The sequence below is a fragment of the Thioalkalivibrio sp. ALE28 genome (genome assembly GCF_000377425.1).
In the GTDB taxonomy this organism is placed as follows: Bacteria; Pseudomonadota; Gammaproteobacteria; order Ectothiorhodospirales; family Ectothiorhodospiraceae; genus Thioalkalivibrio.
Genome location: NZ_KB898102.1, coordinates 57909 through 83068 on the forward strand (window position 1 = coordinate 57909; position 25160 = coordinate 83068).

At 67.9% G+C, this 25160-nt stretch carries 23 protein-coding genes, 2 tRNA genes and 1 riboswitch; of the genes, 10 read left to right on the forward strand and 15 right to left on the reverse strand.

The features are described from left to right. The first annotated feature begins 127 nt into the window (after positions 1 to 127). The 6 genes from D105_RS0110480 (at position 128) to D105_RS0110500 (ending at position 9429) form a co-directional block, all read left to right on the forward strand. Entirely contained in the window at positions 128 to 3943 is a 3816-nt protein-coding gene (locus D105_RS0110480; protein WP_018878366.1) for an AAA family ATPase, read from the forward strand. Between the two features lie 126 nt (positions 3944 to 4069). After that, complete coding sequence (locus tag D105_RS0110485) at positions 4070 to 5152, forward strand: ABC transporter ATP-binding protein (protein ID WP_018878367.1); 1083 nt, start codon at positions 4070 to 4072, stop codon at positions 5150 to 5152. Next, on the forward strand, positions 5152 to 6195 hold the full coding sequence (locus D105_RS0110490; protein WP_026280467.1) for an extracellular solute-binding protein: 1044 nt from the start codon (positions 5152 to 5154) through the stop codon (positions 6193 to 6195). Before D105_RS0110485 ends, D105_RS0110490 begins: the two co-directional genes overlap by 1 nt. Continuing rightward, complete coding sequence (locus D105_RS15265; protein WP_018878368.1) at positions 6192 to 6959, forward strand: iron ABC transporter permease; 768 nt, start codon at positions 6192 to 6194, stop codon at positions 6957 to 6959. Before D105_RS0110490 ends, D105_RS15265 begins: the two co-directional genes overlap by 4 nt. Positions 6960 to 7052: 93 nt before the next feature. Then, entirely contained in the window at positions 7053 to 7895 is an 843-nt protein-coding gene (locus tag D105_RS15270) for an iron ABC transporter permease (protein WP_018878370.1), read from the forward strand. 85 nt (positions 7896 to 7980) lie between these two features. Continuing rightward, on the forward strand, positions 7981 to 9429 hold the full coding sequence (locus D105_RS0110500) for an OprO/OprP family phosphate-selective porin (protein WP_018878371.1): 1449 nt from the start codon (positions 7981 to 7983) through the stop codon (positions 9427 to 9429). A gap of 109 nt (positions 9430 to 9538) precedes the next feature. Here D105_RS0110500 and D105_RS0110505 read toward each other — a convergent pair. From D105_RS0110505 to gltX, 4 genes are all read right to left on the reverse strand, one after another. Next, positions 9539 to 9614: transfer RNA gene (locus D105_RS0110505), tRNA-Glu, on the reverse strand. A 20-nt stretch (positions 9615 to 9634) separates the two neighbouring features. Beyond that, positions 9635 to 9859 (reverse strand): hypothetical protein, encoded by a 225-nt coding sequence (locus D105_RS0110510; RefSeq protein WP_026279239.1) that lies wholly within the window; start codon positions 9857 to 9859, stop codon positions 9635 to 9637. 24 nt (positions 9860 to 9883) lie between these two features. Further along, positions 9884 to 9959 (reverse strand) — tRNA-Ala (locus D105_RS0110515). A 42-nt stretch (positions 9960 to 10001) separates the two neighbouring features. Beyond that, complete coding sequence (gene gltX / locus D105_RS0110520; protein ID WP_018866842.1) at positions 10002 to 11408, reverse strand: glutamate--tRNA ligase; 1407 nt, start codon at positions 11406 to 11408, stop codon at positions 10002 to 10004. A gap of 138 nt (positions 11409 to 11546) precedes the next feature. Between gltX and D105_RS0110525 the strand changes: the two genes are divergently transcribed. Continuing rightward, positions 11547 to 11990, forward strand: a complete 444-nt coding sequence (locus D105_RS0110525) for a DUF4399 domain-containing protein (protein ID WP_026280243.1) — start codon at positions 11547 to 11549, stop codon at positions 11988 to 11990. Positions 11991 to 12065: 75 nt separating this feature from the next. Here the strand turns inward: D105_RS0110525 and D105_RS0110530 are convergent, their stop codons facing one another. Beyond that, positions 12066 to 13070 (reverse strand): cytochrome-c peroxidase, encoded by a 1005-nt coding sequence (locus D105_RS0110530; RefSeq protein WP_018866844.1) that lies wholly within the window; start codon positions 13068 to 13070, stop codon positions 12066 to 12068. A 192-nt stretch (positions 13071 to 13262) separates the two neighbouring features. Next, positions 13263 to 13485: riboswitch (cobalamin riboswitch) on the forward strand. Positions 13486 to 13595: 110 nt separating this feature from the next. Here D105_RS0110530 and D105_RS0110535 point away from each other — a divergent pair. Next, positions 13596 to 14726, forward strand: a complete 1131-nt coding sequence (locus tag D105_RS0110535; RefSeq protein ID WP_026280468.1) for a porin — start codon at positions 13596 to 13598, stop codon at positions 14724 to 14726. A gap of 20 nt (positions 14727 to 14746) precedes the next feature. Beyond that, complete coding sequence (locus tag D105_RS0110540) at positions 14747 to 15304, forward strand: cytochrome c (RefSeq protein WP_018878374.1); 558 nt, start codon at positions 14747 to 14749, stop codon at positions 15302 to 15304. Positions 15305 to 15498: 194 nt separating this feature from the next. On the opposite strand, the gene cobM is transcribed toward D105_RS0110540, so the two are convergent. From cobM to D105_RS0110555, 3 genes are read right to left on the reverse strand one after another with little or no spacing between them, the layout of a single operon-like run. Then, a complete protein-coding gene (cobM, locus tag D105_RS0110545; RefSeq protein ID WP_018875740.1) occupies positions 15499 to 16263 on the reverse strand; it encodes a precorrin-4 C(11)-methyltransferase in 765 nt (254 codons plus the stop codon). Beyond that, on the reverse strand, positions 16260 to 16721 hold the full coding sequence (locus tag D105_RS0110550) for a cobalamin biosynthesis protein (protein WP_018866848.1): 462 nt from the start codon (positions 16719 to 16721) through the stop codon (positions 16260 to 16262). Before D105_RS0110550 ends, cobM begins: the two co-directional genes overlap by 4 nt. After that, a complete protein-coding gene (locus D105_RS0110555; RefSeq protein WP_018878375.1) occupies positions 16700 to 17935 on the reverse strand; it encodes a bifunctional cobalt-precorrin-7 (C(5))-methyltransferase/cobalt-precorrin-6B (C(15))-methyltransferase in 1236 nt (411 codons plus the stop codon). The genes D105_RS0110550 and D105_RS0110555 overlap by 22 nt, the downstream gene beginning before the upstream one ends. A 4-nt stretch (positions 17936 to 17939) precedes the next feature. On the opposite strand from D105_RS0110555, the gene D105_RS0110560 reads away from it, so the two are divergent. After that, a complete protein-coding gene (locus D105_RS0110560) occupies positions 17940 to 18758 on the forward strand; it encodes a cobalt-precorrin-6A reductase (protein ID WP_018878376.1) in 819 nt (272 codons plus the stop codon). Here D105_RS0110560 and cobJ read toward each other — a convergent pair. From cobJ to D105_RS0110595, 7 genes are all read right to left on the reverse strand, one after another. Continuing rightward, positions 18731 to 19522, reverse strand: coding sequence for a precorrin-3B C(17)-methyltransferase (gene cobJ / locus D105_RS0110565; RefSeq protein ID WP_018878377.1), 792 nt, complete (start codon positions 19520 to 19522; stop codon positions 18731 to 18733). The genes D105_RS0110560 and cobJ overlap by 28 nt on opposite strands. Continuing rightward, on the reverse strand, positions 19519 to 20274 hold the full coding sequence (locus D105_RS0110570) for a precorrin-2 C(20)-methyltransferase (RefSeq protein ID WP_038032902.1): 756 nt from the start codon (positions 20272 to 20274) through the stop codon (positions 19519 to 19521). The genes cobJ and D105_RS0110570 overlap by 4 nt, the downstream gene beginning before the upstream one ends. Continuing rightward, positions 20271 to 20924: a precorrin-8X methylmutase gene (locus tag D105_RS0110575; protein WP_018875744.1), complete on the reverse strand. Its 654-nt coding sequence runs from the start codon at positions 20922 to 20924 to the stop codon at positions 20271 to 20273. Before D105_RS0110575 ends, D105_RS0110570 begins: the two co-directional genes overlap by 4 nt. Next, positions 20921 to 22252, reverse strand: a complete 1332-nt coding sequence (cobG, locus tag D105_RS0110580) for a precorrin-3B synthase (protein WP_018878378.1) — start codon at positions 22250 to 22252, stop codon at positions 20921 to 20923. Before cobG ends, D105_RS0110575 begins: the two co-directional genes overlap by 4 nt. 71 nt (positions 22253 to 22323) lie before the next feature. Further along, the gene (locus D105_RS0110585) at positions 22324 to 23097 is read right to left on the reverse strand and encodes an ABC transporter permease (RefSeq protein ID WP_038028170.1); all 774 of its coding nucleotides are present in this window, start codon (positions 23095 to 23097) and stop codon (positions 22324 to 22326) included. Further along, on the reverse strand, positions 23094 to 24038 hold the full coding sequence (locus D105_RS0110590) for an ABC transporter ATP-binding protein (RefSeq protein ID WP_018878379.1): 945 nt from the start codon (positions 24036 to 24038) through the stop codon (positions 23094 to 23096). Before D105_RS0110590 ends, D105_RS0110585 begins: the two co-directional genes overlap by 4 nt. Then, positions 24035 to 25144: a cobalt-precorrin-5B (C(1))-methyltransferase gene (locus D105_RS0110595; protein ID WP_018875748.1), complete on the reverse strand. Its 1110-nt coding sequence runs from the start codon at positions 25142 to 25144 to the stop codon at positions 24035 to 24037. The genes D105_RS0110590 and D105_RS0110595 overlap by 4 nt, the downstream gene beginning before the upstream one ends. Between the last annotated feature and the right edge of the window lie 16 nt (positions 25145 to 25160).

The window sequence follows — 25160 nt, forward strand, 5'->3', positions numbered from 1 at the left end:
GGACGGAGATGGGGCCCGCCCCTGCACCGCAAATGCGGCGGCGGCCCGGTACACGAACGCCCTGACCGGATCGCGGAAGGCCACAAACGGCCGCTGACGAAGAAGACGGGAGACCTGCTTGGCGCATATGGAAATCACGACCTTCGGCACCGTCGGCGTGCGCGTGGAGGACCGTGACATACCCGCTCTCTCCGGGACGAAACTCGGCCTGCTCCTCACCTATGTGGCGGCCGAGAGCCCGCGGCGTATCCCGCGCGAGGAACTGGCGCGCCTGTTCTGGCCCGACTTGGACGCCGACAGCGCCCGGGTCAACCTGCGCCAGGGCCTGTTCCAGCTGCGTCGCCAGCTACCCGCCGGCGACCCGCCCCTGCTCGACACGACGCCCCGCTATGTGCGCTTCCAGCCGCAACCGGACTCGCGCATCGACTTCCTCACCCTGCAGCGTGCGCGCTCCGAGCGCCGCACGACCGAGGGGCGGGAGACCACGGCACCCCCGCCGGACCTGGCCATTGTGTGCGAGTACCGCGGACACTTCCTCGAGGGCCTGCGCGCCCTGCAGGACCTGCCGGAACTATCCGCCTGGGCCCAGTCCCAGCGCGACCATCACTGGCAGAATCTTCTGGTCTTCATCGGCCACAATCTCCCCGAACTCGCCAAGCCCAACGAGGGCGAACCCCTGCTGGCCGAGCTCCACCGCCTGCTGGCCATGGAGCCCCACGACGAGACCCTGCACCACCTCCTGATGAAGGCCCTGGCGGCCAGCGGCCACCCCAAGCGCGCGCTCGAGCACTATGCCCACCTGGAGGCCGAGGCCGGCAAGCCCCCGGGCGAACTGCTGGCGCGCACGCGCGAGGAAATCCTGGGCGCCGAACGCGCCGAGGCCAGCCATCAGCACGCCAGCCCCGAGGATGCCGAGCCCGCCACCCTGCGCCCCGAGCGCCGTCGGGTCACGGTCGTGGCCTGCCATGTACAGCCCGATGCCGACGCCGACATCGAGATCCAGCAGCAACAGGTCAACCGCACGCTGGAGCATGTCGACTTCGTCCTGTTGAGCCACCACGGCCATGTCGTGCCCTCGCCCGGCCATGGCCTGCTCGCCTATTTCGGCTATCCCGCCGGACGCGAAGAGGCGACGGTCGACGCCGTGCATGCCGCCTGGCAGGCGCTGGAGAGCGCCCCCGGTGACTGCCAGCTGCGCCTCGCCGTGGATACCGACCTGATCGTCACCGGCGCCGACCCGGATCTGCCCGACCCCGCCGGCCAGCTCACCGCCCGCGTACACGAGTGCGCCCAGCGCGCCGACCCCGGCACCCTGCGCGTCAGCGCACCCACCCATGCCCGCGTGTCCGGCTACTTCAGCTTCCGCGAGGCGGAGGACGGCACGGGCGCCTACCGCGTCACCGGCGATCCCGGTCCGCTGGACCGCGTGGATGCCCAGACCCTGCGTGGCCTGACGCCGCTGACCGGCCGCAACCCGGAACTGCAGGCACTGCGTAGCCACTGGGATCAGGTGCTCGACCGCGACGAGGTCCGCTTCGTGCTGGTTCAGGGCGAGGCCGGTCTGGGCAAGAGCCGCCTGGCCCGCGGGCTCGATCTCCAGGTCCGCGGCCAGGCCCGCTCACGCTACCTGCTCAAGTGCCGCGAGGACCGCGCCCGCCAGCTCCTGGCCCCGGTACGCCAGGCCTTCGCCACCTGGATGGGACACGACACCCTGCGCGATGCCCGGAAGCGCCGACTCGCCGGCGCCCTCAAGCATGCCGGGGTCGCCCCGGAGCTTGCGCCACGCCTGGCCCACTGGCTCACCCATCCGGACGCCGACGGTCCCGAAAGCCTCGCCCACGAAGGGCTGGACCGCGACCGCATCATCGACACCCTGGTCGAACTGGTGCAGCGGCGCGCCGCCCACGGTCCGACCCTCCTGATCTGCGACGATCTCCACTGGATGGACTCGGGCACGGCGGAGTTCCTGCGCCGGCTGTACCAGCGCCTGCAGCACCAGCCCCTGATGGCCATCCTGACCGCGCGCATGAGCTTCCGCTCCTCCTGGCGCGATCTCTCGCTGCAGCACATCCGCCTGCACGGCCTGGACGATGCCGCCGCCCGCGACCTGGTCGATCGCCTGGACCCCCACGGCCGCCTGGCCAGCGGCCTGCGCGACCAGCTGGTCGAACGCGGCGAAGGCGTGCCGCTGTTCCTCGAGGAACTCACGCGGTATGCCCTGGAGGCTGCCCGCAGCGGTCAGCTCCCGGACACCCTGCCACCCGGTCTCTCCAACCTGCTGGTCGCACGCCTGGAACAGCTGGGCAGCGCCCGGGAACTGGCCCACTCGGCCGCAGTCATCGGCCGCGACTTCGATACCCGCATCCTCAGCCGACTGCGTGGTCAACCCGCCGACACCATCCGGCGGCAGCTGACCCGGCTGACCGGAAAGGGATTCATCGAACCCGCCGGCATGGTGGATGGCGTGCGCTATCGCTTCCGCCACGCCCTGTTCCGTCAGGCGGCCTACGAGTCGATGCTGCTGAGTGAACGCACGCGCCTGCACGGCCAGCTGGCCGACCTGATGCAGGAAGACGGCGAGAACGGCATGCAGACCGCGGACTGGGGCCGCATCGCCAGCCACCTCTACCATGCCGCTCGCTACCCCGAGGCGGCCAGCGCCTGGCTGCATGCCGGCGAGGCGGCGTTCGCGCGCGGCCTCCTGCCCGAGGCCTCGCACTACTTCGAGGATGCCCTGGCCTGCCTGGAGCGCCATCCGGAGGCTCACAAGGAACATGAGCCGACGGATTTGGAACACAACACGCTGCGCGCCCTCGGCGGGCTCGGCGCGTCCAATCTGGCCCTGCTGGGCTATGGCTCACGCACGGTCAATGACATCTTCGAACGGGCCATGCACCTGACCGCGCCGGAGCAGGATCCGGTGCAGTACTTCCGCGTGCTGTGGGGTTTGTGGCACGGCGCCGGCTCCTGGCATGGCTTCACCGAGGCCCACCGTCTCGCCGGGGAGATGGAACAGCTCGCCGAACGCTCCGGCGATCGCCTGCTGCGGATCGCCGCCCATTACGTGCAGGGCAACACCCACTTCTGGACCGGCCGCTACGCCGAGGCCCTGGAACACCAGACCCGGGCGGTGGAGCTCTATCGCGAGGAAGACCACGCCGCCCTGGTAGCCCGGCACACCGAGAACCCGGCCATCAGCGCGCGCGGCTTCATGGCCTGGACGCTGCTCCACCTGGGGAACCACGCGCGCGCCTGGGCCGAGATGGACACCGCCTGCGAGCAGGCGGACGCACTCGGCCATCGGCCCACCGAGGCCTTCGTGCAGGCCTTCCGCGCCGTGCTCGGCTTCTACAGCGGGGATCCGGACTCCACCCTGCCGGCGGCACGCCGAACGCTCGCCATCGCGCGCGATTACGACTACCCGCTGTGGCGCGCCGCCGGCATCACCCTCGAGAGCTGGGCCCTCGCCCGCCAGGGTCAAGCCGACGCCTGTCAGGCCATCGAGCAGCAGGTGGAGGCGATGCGTCACATCATGGACGGGGTCAACACCATCTTCCAGTACATCCTGCTGGACGCCCTGCAGGCCAGCGGCACCGCGGCGGACCGGCGCCTGAGCGTCGCCGACGTCGCCCTGGCCGGCTGCCGCAAGCGGGGCGACCTCGCGTTCGAAGCGCCGATCCGGCGCCTGCGCGCCGTGGCCCTGCTCGACCAGAGCCAGGGACGCGACGAAGAAGGCTGGCACGAACTCGAGCGCGCCCGCCGTATCGCCCACGAACAGGGCAACCCCAATATCGAGCGCCAGGCCCTACTGGATCATGCGCGCTACGCCACGGACCCCCAGGTGCAGTCCTGGGCCGAGCGCGAACTCCTGCGCATCAACCACTGCATCATTCCCCGCCCGCACCCGGACGAACCCCGCCAGCGCGACCCCCGCCTCGCCTGAACCGGTTCCGGTTCCACACTCGCGGGCAACGCAACGAAAGCTTCATTCGCGCGCAACAAAACCTCAATACCGCTGTAACGATGCTGCCCTAGTCTAAGCGCTCGCTCTTTCCCCAAGGCATGTGTCATGCAAACGCCCAACAGCGACCCGCTGCTTGAGTGTCGGCAACTTCGCAAGACCTTCGGGTCGCATACCGCCCTTGATTCCATCGACCTTCAGGTTCATCCCGGCGAATGCCAGGTCCTGCTCGGGCCCTCCGGCTGCGGCAAGACCACACTCCTGAATCTGGTCGCGGGGTCGCTGGCGGCCGATGGCGGGACCCTCTCGATCGCGGGGACGGTCATGGATGACCCAGCGCGCTCTATTCACCAGCCGATGCAGACGCGCGGGCTGGCGATGGTCTTTCAGAATCACAGTCTGTGGCCGCACATGAATGTGGAACAGAACGTGGGCTTCGGCCTGAAACTGCGGGGGACCACATCCTCGCAGCGGCGCCGACAGGTCATGGAGATTCTCGAACGCCTCCAGATTGCCGAGTTTGCGGACCGGGCCATATCCACATTATCGGGCGGCCAGCAGCAGCGGGTGGCGATCGCCCGCGCGCTGGTCGTCCGTCCGCGCCTGCTGTTGATGGACGAACCTCTTTCGGCACTCGATGCCCGTCTGAAAGAAGAACTCAAGTCCGAGATCGCACTGCTCATCCGCGACACCGGACAGACCGTCGTGTATGTCACCCACGATCAGGGTGAGGCGTTCGCACTCGGCGACCGCATCGCCCTGATGGCGGATGGCCGCATCGCACAGAACAGTACCCCCGAGGCCATCTACCAGAGCCCCAGCAATCGCTTCGTCGCCGAGTTCATCGGCAGCGCGAACATCCTGGCATTCGAGCGTCGGGGTGACGAGATCGTCCTCGACAATGCCCTGCGCCTGGCGGCCACCAACGGGCTGCCCGCCAATGGGCACCTTGTGGTGCGCCGGGAGGATATTGACCTGTCACCTGGCAAGGCACCGCCTCCGGATGCGCGCCCCAATGGCGTGCTGCCGGGTTCCGTACGCCACTCGCGCTTTCTCGGGGACCGCCACGAGATCCTCCTGGATCTGGACCAGGGCATGCGTCTGCGGGCCTTTCACCGTTCGGCACTCGCCTGCGGCGAAACCGTCGGCATCAGCCTGGACCTCCAGCGCGCCCACGTCGTTCGCAACTGATGGGCATCCGCAGCCTTCTATTGCTCGCCGGTCTTACGGTCGCGCTTCCGAGTCTGACCGGGTGCACGGGATCATCCTCGAATGACGACACGCTGGTGGTCTATTCCGCGGGGCCCCGGCCTCTGATCGAACACATCGTTGAGGCGTTCGAAGCCCGGCACGACGTCCGCGTCGACCTCTTCGCCGCCACCACCGGGCAGGTCATGGCGAAGCTGGAGGCGGAACGCTATCGCAACCGCGCGGATGTGGTGATTTTCGCCTCGGAACTCGCGGCCGAGGCCCTGAAGCGAGACGGACGCCTGAGACCCTACCGACCCTCTGGGGTCGAGCAAACCGACGCCGACTGGCACGACCCGGACGGCTATTTCCATGCGACGGCCGCCGCGCTCGTGGGCGTCGCCGTGCGCAAGGATCGCCCGCTGGGTGGTTCGGGATCGCTCGACTGGCCCGATCTGATGCGGGCACCTCATGCCGAGCGGACAGTCATGCCGTCGCCGTCACGATCGGGAGCCACCGGCGACTTCCTGGTAAATTTCGCCCAGGTCCAGGGAGACGAGCTGTGGCCCGCGTTCATCGACGCCCGGACGGATGGACTCGACTTCGCGGCGGCCAACAGCCAGGCCATCGGCGGGCTCGTGACCGGCGCATACGACGCGATACTGGGCGTGGTGGACTACCTTGTCCTGCGCCAGCAGGTCCGCAATCCCGAAGTCGAGATGCGCTACCCGACCAGTGGCGCGGCCATGGTTCGGCGGCCGATCGTGATCCTCGACGAGGCGCACGCGCCCGGACTGGCCGAGGCATTTGTCGACTTTTACTTCTCCGAGTTCGCCCAGGAGGCGGTGGCCGAACAGCACCTGATCCCGGCCCGGGAGGGTATCGCGAACAGTCCGGAACGGCAGGCAGCCTACGAAGGCATGCCTCCGATCCTGGCGCTGGACCGGAGCCAGGCACTCGCGGCTCAGAACCGACTGCTGCGCCAGTTTCAGCTCCGGGTTGAACGCGCGGAGATCCCGCGGGCGGTGCGGAGCCCGGCCCCATGATCACCGTGGCATCCGCGGCCACGCGCCCTTTCGTCCTGTCGTGGGCCAGCACCCGGCTCCCGGTGCTGCTGGTCGCGGCCCTCTTGCTGCTGGGAGCGGGCTATCCCCTGGCGCTGTTGTTCCTGACCAGCATCTTCCCCGAAATCATGGGAGGGCGCTTCGAGGGCTTTCTCGATGCCTATCGCCGGATCGGCGAAACCGAGGGCATCGGCTCCATGTTGTGGAACTCGTTTGCCTGGGCGGGCGCTACCACTGTTGTCAGCTGGATCCTCGGGGTGCCCTGCGGCTACCTGCTCGCACGGACCAATCTGCCCGGGAAACTGTGGGCCCGGCTTTCGCTGCTGGTTCCGATCATGACCCCGCCCTACATCGCGGCGCTGTCCTACATCCTGGTGATGCAGGACGGCGGGTTCTTCGACCAGCTACTGGGACCGATGCCCGAGGCGCTGCGCGCCTGGTTCTTTTCGTTCTGGGGCGTCACGCTCGTCATGGCGCTGGCCTCCTTTGGCTACGTCGCACTGGCCACCGAGGCCGCGCTGGCCTCCATACCGCGTCGCCTGGAAACCGCCGCGGTACAGCTGGGTGCCAGCTGGGGCCAGACCCTGCGCGCCATCATCATCCCGCTGATGCTGCCAGCGCTGTTCAACTCCGGTCTGCTGGTGTTCCTCGAGGCGCTGTCGAATTTTGGTGTTCCCGCGGTCCTGGGCACACGCGCCAACCTGCCGCTGTTACCCGCCGAAATCTTCTACCTGGTGACCAGCTAGCCGCTCGACCTCGCGCTGGCCACCGCCCTGTCTTCTCTCCTGTGCCTGGTCGCCCTGATCGCGCTGTACGGATCGCGCCTGCTGGCCAGCTTCATGGGCGGCGGCCGTTACGAACCCGAAACCCCGCATCAATTCCAGCTGGGGCCCGGGGCGCGCATCATCGGAGTGGCCTGGTTTGCGGGGCTGTTCGCTCTGTCCACGCTGCTGCCCTACTTCGCCATGCTGGTCACCAGCATCGCGGACCAGTGGCAAGGCGCACTCCCCAGCCTGACCCTCGACCATTACCGCGCCATCCTGATCCCGGGTTCGCGGGGGACGGAGGCGTTGTTCACCAGCCTGTGGCTGGCCTTCGCCGCCGCGACCATCAGCATCTTTCTCGGCGCGTGGATCGCCTATGTAATCTCGCGAACGCATGGCTGGCTGCGCCATGCGCTGGAGGGCCTGGCAACCCTGCCACGCGTCATCCCCAAGATTGTTCTGGCAGTCGGCCTGATCCTCGCCTGGAACGCATTCTGGGTGCCCGTCTCCCCCTACAACACGGTGTGGATGCTGCTGCTGGCCTATGTGGTGATCTACATCACCGACGCCCTGAACTACGCCAACAGCCGCCTGCAGTCGATGGATCCGGCGCTTGAACATGCGGCTTCGATCCTCGGCGCCAGCCGCTGGCGCGTGTTCTTCCAGGTCGTTCTGCCTCAGCTCAAGCCTGTGCTGCTGGCCGCCTGGCTGACCACCTTCATCGTCACCATGCGCGAGCTCGTGGCCTCCATCTTGCTGCTTCCTCCGGGCGTAGACACCTCCGCCACCTTCATCTTCAACCAGTTCGAGCAGGGCGACCTCGCCGTCGCGATGGCCATGGCCAGCATCACCATCGCCTTGAGCTCGATCGTCCTGGTCGTATTCCAAATTCGGAGCCGCCCCCGCGCTCCCACCTGATCACGCCTCAAGGCGTGTACCCATCACACCCGGTTCGCGGGACTCATGCCGGGTGTGCATACGCATACATTCACAGGAAAAGACCATGAAACCATTCAAGACTCCCGTACTCCTGGCCGCCCTGATCAGTGGTGGCATTCTGGCTGCACCGGCCCATGCCGAGAGCTCCACATCGGCCCTGATCGACAAATTGATCGAGCGCGGCGTGCTCACCGAGCAGGATGTCCGCGACCTCCGCGAGGCGGAAGCCCGGGAATCCGAAGCCGTCGCCGACCAGATTAAGGCCGAGGATCGCTATCAGGGACTGGAGTACGAACCGACCCTTCCATTGCAAACCGTCGATGACCGCATCCAGGCACGCAAATTCCGTGTCGAAAGCCAGGACGGCAAGAACCGATTCGGGCTGCGCGGACGACTGATGGTGGACGCTGAGGCCGCTAACTGGGACGACAATCTTTCCGAAGCCGCCAATGAGGCCGATCCGATTCCCGAGTATGGAACGTTCCTGCGGCGCGCCCGACTGGGCGCCATCGGCGTCTATGACAACCTTTGGGAATGGCAGCTGGAGGTCGACTTCCGGGACAGCGAAGTCCGCTTTGCAAACGCCTACGTCGCTCGGCTCTTTGACAGCGGGCGACTTGCAGTCGGCAACTTCAAGGAGCCTTTCTCGCTGGAAAGCTCGACCAGCTCGCGGCGCCTGACCTTCATGGAACGTGCCACGCCCGTAGACGCCTATCGCCCCAGCCGACAGATCGGCCTGATGTACGAGACGCTGGTACCGGATTGGTATTTTGCAGCGGGTGTCTTTGGCGGGGACGGCACGGATCGCGACCGGGATGTTGAAGAAGGGTACAGCCTGGCAACCCGTGCATCGTTCGCCCCGTATATGTCCGAAGATACGTTCACCCACCTGGGTGCGTCCTTCAACCACCGGGTCAACGCGACGGACGAGGGCACGCTCGAAGATGTTCGCCTGCGCTCGCGTGAAGGCGCTCGAGCCATCGACGTCCGGCTGATTGGCCGCAATGACCTCGAGGGTGTGGACTCATACAGCCGATATGCTCTCGAAGCCGCTTGGGGCAAAGGGCCCTTTTCTCTGCAGGGTGAGTATCTGCGAGTGGACCTGGATCTCGACCGTGAACAAGTCCTGGATGCCCATGGAAGTAACGCCACGGACAAAAGCAGCCTCACGCTGGACGGCTACTATGTCCAGGCGAGCTACTTCCTGACCGGGGAACAACGCAATTATCGCGCCTTCAGCGGCGATTTTGGCGCCGTACGCCCGAATTCCGCCTTTGGTAACGGAGGCACGGGTGCGTGGGAGATCGCGGCTCGCTACGCCCATGCCGACTCGCTGGAACACACCCGTGTGGGGCGCGGCAACAAGATGGACCACTACACCCTTGGTCTGAACTGGTACCCGAACCAGGACATGGTGTTCAAGCTGAACTACATGTACTTCGACTACGAGGGCCGCGGTGGCGTGGCGAACGGCAACCACGTGCTGGCTGCCCGAGCACAGTTCGAATTCTAGTTTCGAACGCCAGGCGAGCACATGGACGTGCTCGTCAACTCGAGGGTTTCAAGCGAACGTTTGCATACAAAAAAGCCCGAACCATGAGGTTCGGGCTTTTTATTTGATATGGCGTCCCCACGGGGATTCGAACCCCGGTCGCCGCCGTGAAAGGGCGGTGTCCTAGGCCTCTAGACGATGGGGACGTAGAGGCAACGTCTTGTTGCTATTCCGGTGGGCCTTTGGGCCGATCTTCTTCGCTACCCGGTGGCCGATGCAGAAGCGTCGTCACCAGACCGTTGAATACCAGCAAAAACCCGATCGGTACCAGCGCGATGAGGGGCTTGGACCAGGTCTGTTCCCCGGTGAGCATCAGCCCGAATCCGCCGATCAATCCGACTACTGCCAGCACCAATCCAACGTAGAGTGATATGACCCCGAAACGATGCATTGATGAACTCGCAAATCACCTGAGTGGTGGAGCCAGGCGGGATCGAACCGCCGACCTCCTGCATGCCATGCAGGCGCTCTCCCAGCTGAGCTATGGCCCCGTGTCAGGCGAGCGCGTACTGTAGCCAGCACCCCGAAATGTGTCAACCCGCTTCGGCGGAAATTTTCGCCAGCGCGCGGTCGATGCGGGCCAGGGCGCGCTCGCGCCCGATGAGCACCAGCGTATCATCGATGGGCGGGGAGACCGTACCCCCGGTGAGGGCCACGCGCAGCGGCTGCGCGACCTTGCCGAGCTTCAGCTCCAGGCGCTCGCCGGTATGCACCACCACCTCGTGCAGCGGCTCCTTCTCCCAGGCGCCCAGGGCACTAAACCCGTCGTGCAGGGTCTGCAGCACGGGCTTTGCCTCGGCGGTCAGCTGCTTGCGTGCGGCCTTCTCGTCGTAGTCCTCGAACTCGCGATAGAAGTACACGCTGTTCTCGGCCATCTCGCGCAACGTGCGCGCGCGTTCGCGCTGGGCGATCACCACATCGCGCATCGCCGGACCATTGGCCGGATCGATGCCCAGCTGGCCCAGGTGCCAGCCGAACTCCAGCGCCACATGATCCGGGTCCAGCGTCTTGATGTAGTGCTGGTTCAGCCACAGGAGCTTGTCGGGGTTGATCGCCGAGGCGGACTGGTTGACGTCCTCGATATCGAACAGACGCACCAGTTCGTCCACCGAGAAGATCTCCTGGTCGCCGTGGGCCCAGCCCAGGCGCACCAGGTAGTTCAGCAGCGCCTCCGGCAGATAGCCCTCGTCACGGTACTGCATCACCGAGACCGCGCCGTGGCGCTTGGACAGCTTGGCACCGTCCGGGCCCATGATCATCGGCAGGTGGCCGTAGCGCGGCGGTTCCACGCCCAGCGCTTTCAGGATGTTGATCTGGCGCGGGGTATTGTTCAGGTGGTCATCGCCACGGACCACATGGGTGATCCCCATGTCCATGTCGTCGACCACCACCGTCAGGTTGTAGGTCGGCGAGCCGTCGGAGCGGGCGATGATCAGGTCGTCCAGCTCGCTGTTCTGGAACGCGACCTTGCCGCGCACCATGTCATCGACGACGGTCACGCCCTCGTCCGGCGTGCGAAAGCGGATGACCGGCTCCACGCCCTCGCGCGGCTCGGTGCGCGCACGGCAACGACCGTCATAGCGCGGCTTTTCCTTGCGCGCCTTCTGCTCCTCGCGCATCGCGTCCAGCTCTTCCTTGGTGCAGTAGCAGCGATAGGCGTGGCCAGCGGCCATCAACTGGTCGATCACTTCCTTGTACCGATCGAAGCGTTCCGTCTGGTAGAACGGCCCGTGATCGTAGGTCAGCCCCAGCCAGTTCATGCCCTCGAGGATCGCGTTCACCGACTCCGCGGTGCTGCGCTCCAGATCGGTGTCCTCGATCCGCAGTACGAACTCGCCACCGTGGTGGCGGGCGTACAGCCAGGAGAACAGCGCGGTGCGGGCACCGCCAATATGCAGATAGCCGGTCGGACTGGGGGCAAAACGGGTGCGAAAACTCATGCGGGCTACTCGTCTCGATCGGGAGGTGGAAAACGAAGGCGCATAGGGTAGCAGAACGCCACTGCACTGCCGCGCGGACCGCCGACTATACTCGAAATGAGTACACAGACCGGCCGAACCCGGGCCCAAGGAGTACCCATGAATACCGCTCTTACTCGGCTCTCCACGCTGCTCGTACTGACGGGAGGCCTCGCGCTGGCCGGAAGTGCCATGGGCAGCGACCGCATCGCGCCGCCGGATGGCGCGAAGGTCTATTTCATCAGCCCGCAGGATGGCGAAACGCTCGAAAGCCCGGTGCGGGTCCAGATGGGCCTGCGCGGCATGGGTGTCGCCCCGGCCGGTGTGGAGATGGACAACACCGGCCACCACCACCTGCTGGTGAACAAGCCGCTCGACGAGGTGGACCTGGACGCCTCGCTGCCCTTCTCCGACCACAAGCGCCATTTCGGCGGCGGGCAGACCGAGGGCGAGCTGGAACTGGAACCCGGCGAATACACCCTGCAACTGCTGTTCATGGACTACCGTCACATCAGCTTCGACCCGCCCGTTGTCTCCGAGAAGATCACGATTACCGTGGAATAGATCTGTACCACCCCATCAAAAAGCCCCCCTCCGTTTCCGGAGGGGGGCTGGCGCATTCGATTCCGATGCGGCCGGTTACGGCAGCGCAGGAATCTCGAACTGCGGCATTTCGCCGGTCAGCGCGTGCATGAAGGCCTCGATATCCGCGACCTCGTCATCACTGAAGTCCTGCCCCAGCATTTCCTCGCCCATGATGCGGATCGCCTCTTCCAGCGTGGCGGTCTCCCCGTTGTTCATGTAGGGGTAGGTCAGGGCCACGTTGCGCAGGGTCGGGGTCTTGAACGCAAACCGGTCGCTCTCCTCACCCGTGACCAGGTAGCGGCCCTCGTCCTCCGAACCCGGCACCTGGATGCGGTGGAAGTTGCTGTCGGTCAGCGCCGGCCCACGGTGACAGGCCACGCAGCCGTTGTCGGCGAACAGCTTCATCCCGCGCATCTGCTGCTCGCTCATCGCGCCCTCATCCCCGGCCAGCCAGCGATCCAGCGGCGAGTTCGGGGTGTTCAGCGTACGCTGGAACGTCGCCAGCGCCTTGGCCACGTGGTCGGTATTGATCACGTTGTCGCCGTCATAGTCGGGATAGGCGGCCTCGAATTTCTCCTGGTACTCATTGAACTCCTCCAGGCGGGCGATCGCATCCTCCAGCGGCATCGCCATCTCGATCGCGTCCTGGATCGGGCCCAGGGCCTGCCCCTCCAGGTCGTCCTCTCGGCCATCCCAGAACTGCGCGGTGAAGAAGCCGGAATTCAGCACGGTCGGGGTATTGCGCTCGCCAACCTGGCCGTCATGGCCTACCGCGCGCGGGATGCGGTCCGCCCAGCCCAGCGCCGGGTTGTGGCAGGTCGCGCAGGAGATCACGCCGGAGCTGGAGATGCGCGGCTCGAAGAACAGCATCTTGCCCAGCTCGATCTTCTCCTTGGTCATCGAGTTGTCCGCCGGGATCGGCGGCAGCGCCGGCAGCGGCTCGAACACATCGCGATACTGCGAGTAATCAGTATCCGCCACGGCGGGCGCGGCCACGCCCAGCGCCAGGGCGGTGCAGGCCGAAAAGATGGCGCTGCGAAGATAAGAACCTCGGATCATGGCAAAGTCTCCCTGAGATTGGATCGGTGTCGGCGAAGACCGATATAGACTCGGTCCAAATCACCTGAATCCCACCCTATCGACCCGGTATTCGATCGACCAGCGAAATCAGCGCTCCCGTTGATCCAGATCAATCACTGCGGTTGGTCGCTCATCAAACGCTCTTCTTGCCAGCCTGTTTGCACCCCAGTACCCTTCGCCCCGCCTCCAGGTGCCCTGGCGTTCCATCGCCGGGGATAATCGGGAAGCCGGTGCGCGAACTGCCGTTCGCAATGCCGGCACTGCCCCCGCAACGGTAGGTGAAGACAACGGATCAACAACCACTGCGCCGCAATTCGGTGTGGGAAGGCGATCCGCCCGGGCACCCCCGCCCGCTTCACGAGTCCGGAGACCGGCCAGGAGGAAACCTGACGCTGCGGCGGGCAAGCGGTCGGGTCGGGCTTGCTGTGTCTATAGTCCCCGACCTCCCCTGGCCCACCCAGCGTCGTTCCATCCACGGCGCACGGGGTGTGCGTCCCAGGGAGAATGACCTTGAACAAACCGACCCGACGACCCGGCCGGCCGCCACTCCTGGCTCCGGCCCCGACCCTTCTCGGCCTGTTGATCGCCAGTGGCGGGGCTTCCCCCCTCCAGGCACAGTTCGAGTTCGGCAGCGAAGCCGACGGCTTCGCAATCACCCTGGACCCGCTCATCCAGGGCCGCTACGCCATCGAGCGGGGCGACGAGGGAACCACCACCGAATTCGACTTTCGCCGCGCCTGGCTGGATTCGACGGGCACCCTCTTCCACCCCGATCTTAGTTTTCGCCTGCAGCCCGACTTCAGCAGCGGCGAGCTCTCGATGCGCGATGTCTGGCTCCAATACGCACTGACCGAGTCCCTCGACCTGCGCGCCGGCCAGTTCACCGTACCCTTCGGCCTGCCGCGGGACATCGGTGGCCCCAACCGGCTGTTCACCGAATTGAGCATCGCGGGGAATCAGTTCGAGGTCCCGGCTGGACGCGATACCGGCGTCACCCTACTGGGGGGCGACGGCGACGACCGGGCCTGGGCCATCGGCGTGTTTGATGGTCGCGGCCGCCTTGACCAGCGGGATGACCGACCGTCCACCTCCGGCCACCTGTTCAGCGCTCGGGGGGCCTGGGCACCGGTAGGCACCCTTCCACGCGACAACACGACCGTCGGCAAGCCGGTCGAGCATACAGTGGCCCACGGCGTCGGCCTGCAGGCGGCGAACCGCAATCACCTGCGCGACTGGACTCGCGGGCGGGAGAACCAGGTAAATCAGCAACGCGCCGACTGGGTCACCGCAACGGCCGACAGCGTCGTCAAGTTTGCCCGCACCGCCATTTCATTCGCCGCCTTCCGCCGCGACGTATCGCCCGATCACGGCCCCGCATACCACGACTTGGGCGCCGAACTCGAGCTGGCTCAGGAACTGCCCTGGGAGGGGCTAGAGGTTGCCGCGCGCCACGCTGTGCTGCGCCACGACGCCGGCGACGACCTCGGCACCGACGAGCGCTGGCAGCGCGAGCGGGGCGCCGGCCTCAACTGGTACCACCGCGGCCAGCGACAAAAAACCCAATTGATGTGGCTGGACCGCGACGCCGGCACTTCGGACTGGGAGCTGCACTTGCAGCACCAATTCCGCTTCTGACACTGGAAAGGAGATCCGACATGACTCGAACCCCCTTTACACCGGCCCTCCGGATCGCCGGCCTTGTCCTGTTCCTGCTTGCTGCCACCGGCGCCCATGGCGACGAGGTGACGCTCCCCATGCCCGGCCCCTGGGGCAAAGACTACAGCGAGACGATGGACAACCCGGCCACAGTGGACGCCACCGAGGCCTTCCAGCGCTTCCGCCAGCAAAGCATGCAGGGCACCTCAGCCACCTACCGCAGCATCGAGCAGATCCTGCGCTACGACGCACCGTTCGCCGAGCGCCTGCCCGACCTGGCCGAGGAACTGGCGCGCCGAGCCGCCGACATCGAAACCTGGTTCGCTCGCGAGACCCCGGCGCGGGACGGCGAACCCGGCGCCCTGCCCGCGGCCTGGGAGGACCCGGAGTTTTCCGAGTACAAGGCAGCCTACCGCGAGGCCGCCGAACGACTGCAGCGCAAGGTCGAGGCGGCCGAGGACCTGGAGAACGAAGACTTCCAGCTTCGCGCCACCGAGGCCCTGAACGGCGTGCGCCACCATTGCTTGGCCTGCCACGACCACTACCGCCGCCGCTAAACCGGGCGGGAACCAAGGGGCCGCCTCACGGCGGCCCTTTCCGTGGTCCTGATCGAGAAGAAACCGCCTTCGCCTGCAAGCAGACTCCTACAGGTTCCTGGCGATGTGGGAACCTGCTTGCAGGCGAAAAGCCCAGTGCCCCACAACACCCACCGGAGTCACCCCTGCCTGCGGAAGATCGGGGCCGCCGCCGCTTAGTCCCCGTCCATGCCGCGGTAACGGCGCACATGCGCCGGGTCGTACAGCGCACTGTCGCGGAAATCGCCCGGGTCCAGCGCCGGGCCCACCAGGATCAGCGCCGAGCGCCGCGTGGTCAGGGCCTGCGCCCGTTCCGCGATATTCCCCAGCGAACCGCGCACCACGGTCTCGTCCGGCCAGCTGGCACGGAAGACGATGGCCACCGGGCAGTCGCAGCCGTAGTGCGGCCGCAGGTCCTCGACCACGGTCTCGATATTGTGCAGCGAAAGATGGATCGCCAGGGTCGCCCCGGTGGCGGCAAAGCTCGCCAGCCGTTCGCGCTCCGGCATGGAGGACGCCCGTCCCGGCGTACGCGTCAGCACCACCGACTGCGCCACCTCCGGCACCGTCAGTTCCCGCCCCAGGGTCGCGGCGGCGGCGGAGAATGCCGGCACGCCGGGCGTGATGCTGTACTCGATCCCGGCCGCCTCCAGCCGACGGATCTGCTCGCCCAGCGCGCTGTAGACCGACAGGTCGCCGGAGTGCAGGCGCGCCACGTCCTGGCCCGCCGCGTGGGCGCGTTCGATCTCCTCCATGATCGCGTCCAGCGTCAGCGGCGCGGTGTTGACCACGCGCGCCCCCTCCGGGGCATGTTCCAGCACGGCCTCCGGCACCAGTGAACCCGCGTACAGGCACACCGGACAGGCCGCAATACGATCCCGGCCGCGCAGGGTCAGCAGATCCGCGGCACCCGGGCCTGCACCGACAAAATGAACCGTCATGATGACTCCTCGAAAAGATGTTGGCGGTCGACCCAGGCCACCGCGCAGCTGGCCTGCGGTGACAGACGCCGCGGCAACAGCAGACGCGCGCCCTCGCCGGCCGCTGCCAGCGCCGCTGCCTCGGCCACGGAACCGACCCCGGCCGTTGCACGCACCCGTGGCGACTCCGTCAGCACTCCCCCCTGGCAGTCCGCAAGGGCGGCCATGGACGGGAATACGAGTTCCAGTTCCAGCTCCCGCGCGACCGTCGCCAGCATGCGACTGTCACTCTTATGCACCGGTGCCGCCAGCTGCCGGGCCCCGAGCACTCCGGCACGCTCCACTCCCAGCACGGCGCGAGCCTCGGCCAGTACCTCGCGCATCAGACCCTCCAGCTCCCGGGCCGTACAGGCGGAGGCGAAGCCGACGCCCGGCACGACCAAGCCCCCCTCCTGGTTCAGATCCGGCGCAGGGCCCACAGGGTCACCGGCCGCAGCGGTTTCCAGCCGGACATCGCGCCCAGCGGTTCCGAGCGACTCACATTGATGCGTGTCAGCTCGCCACCATGGCGCTCGCGAGCCGCCGCCAACCCCGCATCGCCCTCCACCGTCACGCTGCTGGCGACCAGGCGCCCCCCCGGGCACAGACGCTCCACGCAGTGTTCCACCAGCCCGGGCGTCGTCAGCCCACCACCGATGAAGATCGCGTCGGGGGCAAACAGGTCATCCAGCGCCTCCGGCGCGCGCCCGTGGATGCGGCGCAGTGCCGGCACTCCCAGTGCGCTCGCGTTGCGCGCGATGCGTTCCAGGCGCTCCGCGCGCGGCTCGATGGCCACGGCGGTGTTGGCCGGATCCGCCAGCATCCACTCGATGCCGATGGCACCGGAGCCGGCGCCCACGTCCCACAGCCGCTCGCCGCGACCGGGCGCCAGCAGGGCCAGCGCCACCGCCCGCACCTCGCGCTTGGTGATCTGACCGTCCTGCTCGAACTGCGCCTCCGGCCGGCCGGCACTGGCGGCCAGCACCTGCGCCGCCGGATCGGCCCGGCATTCCAGCGCCACGGTGTTCAGCGCCTCGATCGCGACCTCCGGCCAGGCCCCGGCGCGCGCGCGGACGACCGCCTCGCGGTCCGCACCGAGGGACTGCAGCACGGTCAGGGTGGAATCGCCGAAGCCGAGCCCGGTCAGCCAGTGCGCCAGTTCCGCCAGGGTATCCCCGTCGCGGCTCAGGATCAGCAGTCGCGCGCCGTCATGCAGCCAGGGCCGCAGCGCCTCCATCGGCCGGCCGTGCACCGACAGGCAGCGGGTCTGCTGCAGCGGCCAGCCCATGCGCGCGGCGGCCAGGCTGAACGCCGAGGGCGCCGGCCAGACGGCGGTCTGCGCGACCGGAAAGCGCCGCATCAGGGTCGCCCCCACCCCGAACCAGAAGGGGTCACCGCTGGCGAGCACGCACAGCGGCTGTCCGGCGCGCGCCTCGATCCAGTCCAGCGCGGTCTCCAGCGGCGACGGCCACACCAGGCGCTCCTGCCCCGGCCGCTCCGGCAGCATCTCCAGATGCCGTGCGCCGCCGATCACCGTCGCCGCCGTGTCCAGCGCCATGCGGGCATCCGGGGTCAGCCCGGCGAGCCCCTCCGCGCCCACGCCGACGATGTTCAGCCATGGCGCTCGTTCGTCATTGGTGGCTAGACTGGTCATCCTCATGAGCTCCCGTTCATCCTCCGATACCGGCCCCCGGGCTGCGCGCCCGCGGCAGATCCTGCTGCTGGGCGGCACCACCGAGGCCGCAGCCCTGGAACCGCTGCTGGACGGCCACCCGCGGCTGCACGCCACCGTGTCGCTGGCCGGACGCACGCGCAGGCCGGCACCCTCGCGACTGCCGCGGCGCACCGGCGGGTTCGGCGGCGCCGAGGGCCTCGCCGCCTTGCTGCGCGACCACGCGATCGACGCCGTGGTCGACGCCACCCACCCGTTCGCGCGGCAGATCTCGGCCAATGCCGTCGCCGCCACGCGCCGCGCCGGCGTACCCCTGGCCCGGATGACCCGGCCGCCGTGGCAGGCGACCCCCGGGGATCACTGGCTGCGCGTGCCCGACCTGGAGGCCGCCGCCCGCGCGCTCCCCGGCCTCGGCCGGCGCGTGCTCATCACCACCGGGCGCCAGCACCTGGAGGCCTTCGCGGCCGCGCCCGAGCTGGACTACGTGATCCGCACCATCGACCCGCCGGAACCGCCGCCGGCGCTGCCCCGGGTCACCTGGCTGCGGGCCCGCGGCCCGTTCAGCCTAGCCGACGAGCACCGGCTGCTGGAGACCCACGCCATCGACGTGCTGGTCACCAAGGACAGCGGCGGCGAGGCCACCGCCCCCAAGCTGCAGGCCGCACGCGAACGCGGCATCCCGGTGGTGATGGTGGACCGGCCGCCGGACGCCCCCGGGGTGCCCCGCTTCCACGCCCCGCAGGCAGCCCTGGAGTGGCTGGAAGGCCTCCCGCGCGTTCACCGCGACTCCGCCGACTCGACATAGCGCGGGGTGTACACGTGGCGCCGGCCGGAGGGGCGCTCCAGCACCCGGGTGGAGGCGGCGCCCACGATCACCAGCGTGCTCATGTTGGCCGCCGTCGGGTCCACCTCGCCGAGGGTGGAGATCTGCACGTCTTCGCGTTTGCCGCGTCCCACCGCGGTGGCCAGCACGACCAGTGTCTCCGACCCCTGCACCTCGCGCACGATGCCCAGTGCCTCCCCCAGCTGCCAGGGACGTGCGCGCGAGATCGGGTTGTAGAAGGCCATGGCGAAGTCGGCCTCGGCCGCCAGCCGCACCCGCCGCCGGATCAGCGACCAGGGCTTGAGGTTGTCCGACAGCGAAATCACGCAGAAATCGTTCCCCAGCGGCGCACCCAGCCGCGCCGCGGCGGCCTGCATCGCTGAGATCCCGGGAGTCACGTCCACCTCGACTCCCGCCCAGCGTTGCGCTTGCGCCCCTTCCAGGGCCTCGAAAACCGCCGCCGCCATCGCGAATACGCCCGGATCGCCACCCGAGACCACGGCCACGTCCCGCCCCTCGGCGGCCATGTCCAGGGCGTGCATCGCGCGCGCCAGTTCCTCACGGTTGTCCGAGGAATGAACACGGTGATGAGGGCCCGCAATCCGTTCCAGGTACGGCCCGTACCCCACCAGATCGGTGGCCGCTTCGAGACGGGCAGCGACCTCCGGTGTGATCCATTCCGGCCCCGCCGGACCCACCCCGACCACACTCAGCCGACCGACCACCGGACCGCCATCCCCGCTCATCGCCGAACCCCGCGCCCAGGGATCACGATCATCGAGAAATAGGGCACCCGTTCCGGGATCTCGGACAGCGGCAGGACCCGCTCCTCGGCAGTGCTGGCGCGTTCCACGTACCAGGCGCGCTCACTCAGCCCCAGCTCCTGCAGGACACCGACCACCGCATCGCGATGGGTCCCCACTTTCATGATGACCGCTGCATCAGTCCCCTGCAGGGCCTGGCGCAGATCGTCGATCGGCATCGTGCCCGGGATCACCGTCAGCAGGTCATCGCGCATGGTCAACGGAGTTGGCAGTTGGGCGGCAGAGGCCATCATCGAAGTCACTCCGGGCACAATACTCGTGCGAAAGCGCTCCTTGAGCCGCAGGTATACGTGCATGAAGGAGCCGTAGAAGAACGGGTCGCCCTCGTTCAGCACCACGACCGAGCGCCCGGCTTCCAGTTCGGCCGCCAGCTGCTCGGCACAGGCGTCGAAGAACTGTTCGATGCGGCGGCGGTATTCCTCGGAGCCGTGCGGAATCTCGTTGGTCACCGGGTACTCCAGCGGCATCTCGCACTGGCCGGTACCAAGGTGGGCGTCCACAATCGCACGCGCCTGACCGCGCCCGCCACGGCGGCAGAAGTAGGCCACGACCGGACTCTGTGCGATCAGCCGCGCGGCCTTCAACGTCAGCAGCTCGGGATCGCCAGGCCCGGTGCCGACTCCATACAGGCAGCCCGCCTCCGGAGATGCATTCACAGGGGAAGAAGTCTTCATATCCGGTCACTCGCAAAGGCGTTGATGGCCGCCGCGGCCATGGCGCTGCCACCGCGGCGTCCGAAGATGGTCAGGTACTCGAGGTCCAGCGGGCTGGCGGCCAGCGCCTCCTTGCTCTCCACCGCACCGACAAAGCCCACCGGGATACCGAGTACCGCGGCCGGACGCGGCGCGCCCTGGTGCAGCATCTCCAGCAGGTGAAACAGGGCCGTGGGCGCATTCCCGATCGCCACCACCGCACCCTCCATATGCGGTCGCCACCATTCCAGCGCCGCCGCCGAACGCGTTGTGCCCATACGCTCGGCAGCAGCCACCACTCCGTCCTCGCGCAGGCTGCAGATCACCGGGTTATCCGCCGGCAGCCGGGCGCGCGTGACCCCATGCGCCACCATGTTGCTGTCGCAGAGGATCGGCGCGCCAGCAGCCAGCGCCGCGCGAGCCGCCCGGGCCACGCCAGCCGAAAACCCGACGTCCTGCGGCAGGTCGGTCATACCGCAGGCATGGATCATGCGTACCACCGCAGACACCAGATCCTCCGGAAAACGATCCAGCGCCGCCTCGGATCGAATAATCGCGAAGGATTCCCGGTAGATGGCTGCGCCGTCGCGCTCGTAATCCGGTACGACCCCCGCGGTATCGCTCTGCGTCATGTTTCTTCTCCGTTATTCATCATCGCGTTGAGGCGCCGACGCAGGTCGGTCGGGCCCAGCCTGCGCAGGGCCGCGAGCATCCCGACGCGCTCTGCGTGCGTAATCTGTTCAAGCGCCGACAGGGCCGCTCGCAGCTGATCCGGTGAAAGACCCTCAAGAAGGGCCTCCCAGTGCGCCGGGGCAGATTGCAGCGACAGGTCGTAATGCCCCGCCCGCGCCGCAAGGACCACCCGGGCATTCGCGGGCCTCCCGCAGTGCTTCTCGCAGCCACTGACATGCAGATATTCGTCATCCGCCAGCAGCCCGCGGGCGGCTGTCCCGAGCATCGCGGCGTCCGCCCGAGTGAATGTCGTACCCGCCGAGCATCCCCCCTGACCGACACAGGCGCTCACCACTAGGCGAGGATCTCGTGGATCCGTTACTCCGCCCCATTCAGCCAGCCGGTCCAGGGTGATCGGCCGCGCCCCGACCAGCAGCACGCTGCGCCAGGGAGTCAGCCGCAGGCGCCCTTCTTGGCCGCGGATCTGCTCGGCCAGCCCCCGCAGGGCCTCGGCGCGCAGGGATCCGAACGGGAACGCGACCCCGAAGGCATCGCCATTCAGGCACGCACCAATCCCGGAGTCGGCGTTTTCGCTGCTCCGTGCCGCAACCGGATCCCCACCCGGAAGCACCCGCTCCAGCCCGGGAGGCGTCAGGGCCTTCGCGCCGAACCGAGCCAGTGCGCCGGGCAAACGGCCCGGCGGATCCGGATCCCCCTGGCGCAGCGCCACGAATTGCTCGAGGACTTGCAGGGCAGCGTCCACGGCCTTCTCCGGGCGTGCCCACCCAAGCACCGTCGCGGCGTGAGCCGACGCCCCGACGGCCACGCGAATCCACACGCCACCCGGTCCCGTACAGGCCTCCAGTCGAAGGTCCGCCGGCACTCTACCCAGCGGCAACCCGCCACCCGCCTCCACCAGCACCCCGACCTTCGGCGGCAGTGCGCGCAGGCGCGGGGTTGCGCCCAGTGCCCGCGCAAGTTGCCGCGCGATGGGCTGTACATCCATGGCGGCCTCCGGGTCGATATCCGTCGCTGGTGCCACCAGCACATTGCGCACCGCCTCCGCCTCGGGATCGCGATCCGCCAGACCCGCCGCCTCCAGTTCGGCCCGTGCCGTCTCCAGGCCCGGCGTGTCCAGACCGCGCAATTGCAGATTGCCGCGACTGGTCAGCTCCAGGTCACCGGAACCGAAACGCAGCGCCACCTCGGCGAGGATGCGCGCCTGCGCCGCGTCAAGCCCTCCGATCGGGTGACGTACCCGCATCAGAAGCCCGTCTCCGGTCGTCATGGGCGCAGCGACTCCGGGACACGCCCGGCGCACACGCGGATGCTCGGCACCCAACGGCTTCGGACCCCTGCTCATGACCGGATCCGCACGCCGCGAGCGACCAGGGTCCAGGCCACCCCGCCGACAACCAGGGTGGTCCCCACGAGCACCCAGAAGGTTGTGGCCCAGGCGAAGGACCCGGTCCCCAACAGGCCGTAGCGAAAGCCCTCGACCATGTAGTACAGCGGGTTCAGCGCTGCCAGCGACTGCCAGGGCTCGGGCATCCGTTCCACCGGATAGAACAGCCCTCCCAGATAGATCAGGGGGGTCAGCACAAACGTCGCCACCACGGAGGTGTGGTCGAAACTGCGCGCGTACAGGCCATTCAGCAGGCCGGCCAGGGCGAACAGCGTGGCACTGACCAGCGCGATCCCCAGAGTCGCCGCCAGGTGGTGCAGTTGCAGGTTGGTAAACGGGATCGCAACCAGCGCCACTAGCGCCCCGGCCAGCAGACCGCGGATCACCCCGCCGGTTGCAAAGCCCGCCACGATCAGCCAGGCGGGGAGTGGCGCAACCAGCAATTCCTCGATGTGCCGCTGCAGGCGCGCGCCATAGAACGCCAGCGTCACATTGCTGTAGGCGTTGGTGGACACGGCCAGGATGATCAGGCCCGGCAGGATGAAATCGGCGTAGTCGACGCCACGCATGGTGCCCAGCTCGCGCCCGACCAGGTGGCCAAAGATCACCAGAAACAGAACGGTCGTCACCACCGATGGCAGCAGGTTCTGCACCCAGGCACGCAGGAAGCGGCGCACCTGCTTGATCACCATCCCGCGGTAGGCAAATCCGTAAGCCGCGAGCCTCATGTCCCGGCCCCCTGCGATGCACTGGCACGTTCCGCGATGCGCTGCAGGAACAGCGACTCGAGCCGGTTGCGCTTGTTGCGCAGGCCCGCCACCCGGACACCGTACACACCGAGACGCTCAAAAAGCGCGTTCACCTCCATACCCTGCGGCAGGTCAATCTCCAGGGTCCAGCGATCCACCCGCCGGATCGCCAACCCTTCCAGCTCGGGGCACGCATCAAGGGGGGCGCTCAACTCGAGCACCAGGGTCTGCACGTTCAGCCCGTGCAGCAGTTCGCCGGTCTCGCCGCGCGCAACGATCTCGCCCTGATCCAGAATCGCCAGCGAATCGCACAGCGCTTCCGCCTCCTCGAGGTAGTGCGTCGTCAGGAGGATGGTCACACCATCCGCATTCAGCGCACGCAGCAGTTCCCAGGTTGTATGGCGTCCCTCGAGGTCAACCCCCGCGGTCGGCTCGTCCAGCAGCAGCACGCGCGGGCGGTGCACCAGCGCCCGGGCAATCATCAGCCGGCGCTTCATTCCGCCCGACAGCCCCCAGGCGGACTGCCGCCGCCGGTCCGCCAGGCCCACCTGTTCCAGTACCTGGCCAGTACGCTCGCGCGCCCGCCGCGGGGACAATCCGTAATAGGCCGCCTGGGCTTCAACAATCTCGCCCACCGGCTCGAAGCTGTTGAAGTTGATCTCCTGCGGCACCACGCCCATGCAGGCCTTCGCCGCAACCGCCTGTGTCGCCACGTCGAAGCCGCAGACCCGGATCGACCCGCGATCGGCCCGCACCAGCGTGGTCAGCAGTCCCACCAGGGTCGTCTTGCCGGCCCCATTCGGCCCCAGCAGGCCGAAAAAGCGGCCCGCCGGGACTTCCAGGTCCACGTCCGCCAGCCCGACCCGGCCACCGGCATAGCGCTTGGCCACCGACTTCAGGGCGATTGCCGGGGCCATCATGGCGCCAGCCCCCCGGTGTCCCTGGCCAACCCGACGATGCGTCCGGCCCGATCCACCGCGCAGACCTCCAGCGCCGTGGTCTCCGGCAGCATCCCGCGCGCCCGCTTCCAGGCGCGCGCACTGATACGGTCGGCCAGCGCCACACCCTGCTCCAGGCAATCCGCAAGCGCCTGGGCGCTGGTATTCGCCGCGCGGATGCGCGCGACTAGTTCCTGGCTGCCTCCCAGATCCGCCGCCTCCTCCGCCAGCGCGTCGAGATCGATGCGCGACTTGCGGCTGTGGGCATCCAGGTGTCCGGCCGCGAATTTGCTGAGCTTGCCGAACCCCGCGGCCAGCACCACCGCAGGCAGAGGATGACGCCCCAGGTACTTCAGTGCCGCCCCGAACAGATCCCCCATCTCGATCAGCGCCATGTCGTCCAGGCCGTACTGTTCGCGCATCGCCGCCTCGCTGGTACCCCCGGTGCAGCAGGCCACACGCGGACAGCCGTTGGCGCGGGCCACGTCTATGGCCTGATGAATGGATGCGATATAGGCGGCGCAGGAAAACGGCCGGACGATGCCGGTGGTGCCCAGGATCGAGAGCCCCCCGAGGATCCCCAGGCGGGCGTTCATGGTCCGCCCGGCAATGCGTTCGCCACCGTCCACGCCGACCGTGACCCTGAAGCCCCCGCTGTACCCAGCGGCTGCAGCCAGTGTCTCCAGATGCCCCTGGATCATGCGTCGGGGGACCGGATTGATGGCGGGCTCGCCCGGCTCCAGCACCAGGCCCGGGCGCGTGACCGTCCCGACCCCGGCACCCGCCACGAACTCGACACCGGGCGCACCGCACAGATTCACCTCCACCCAGACCCGGGCCCCGTGGGTGGCATCCGGGTCGTCGCCGGCATCCTTGATGACCCCGGCAACCGCGCCGCCCGGAGTGGGTTCGAGGTCGTTCAGTGTCAGGCTCACGACCTGTCCCTTCGGCAGGATGACTTCCACCATCTCGAGCCGCCGCCCCTCCAGCAGCCAGCGTGCGCCGGCAACGGCACCGGCGGTCGCACACACACCGGTGGTCAGCCCCGTGCGCAGACGCCCGCTCGTCTCGGGCGTCTCCGGGCGCATTCCGCCCGCCGAGCTG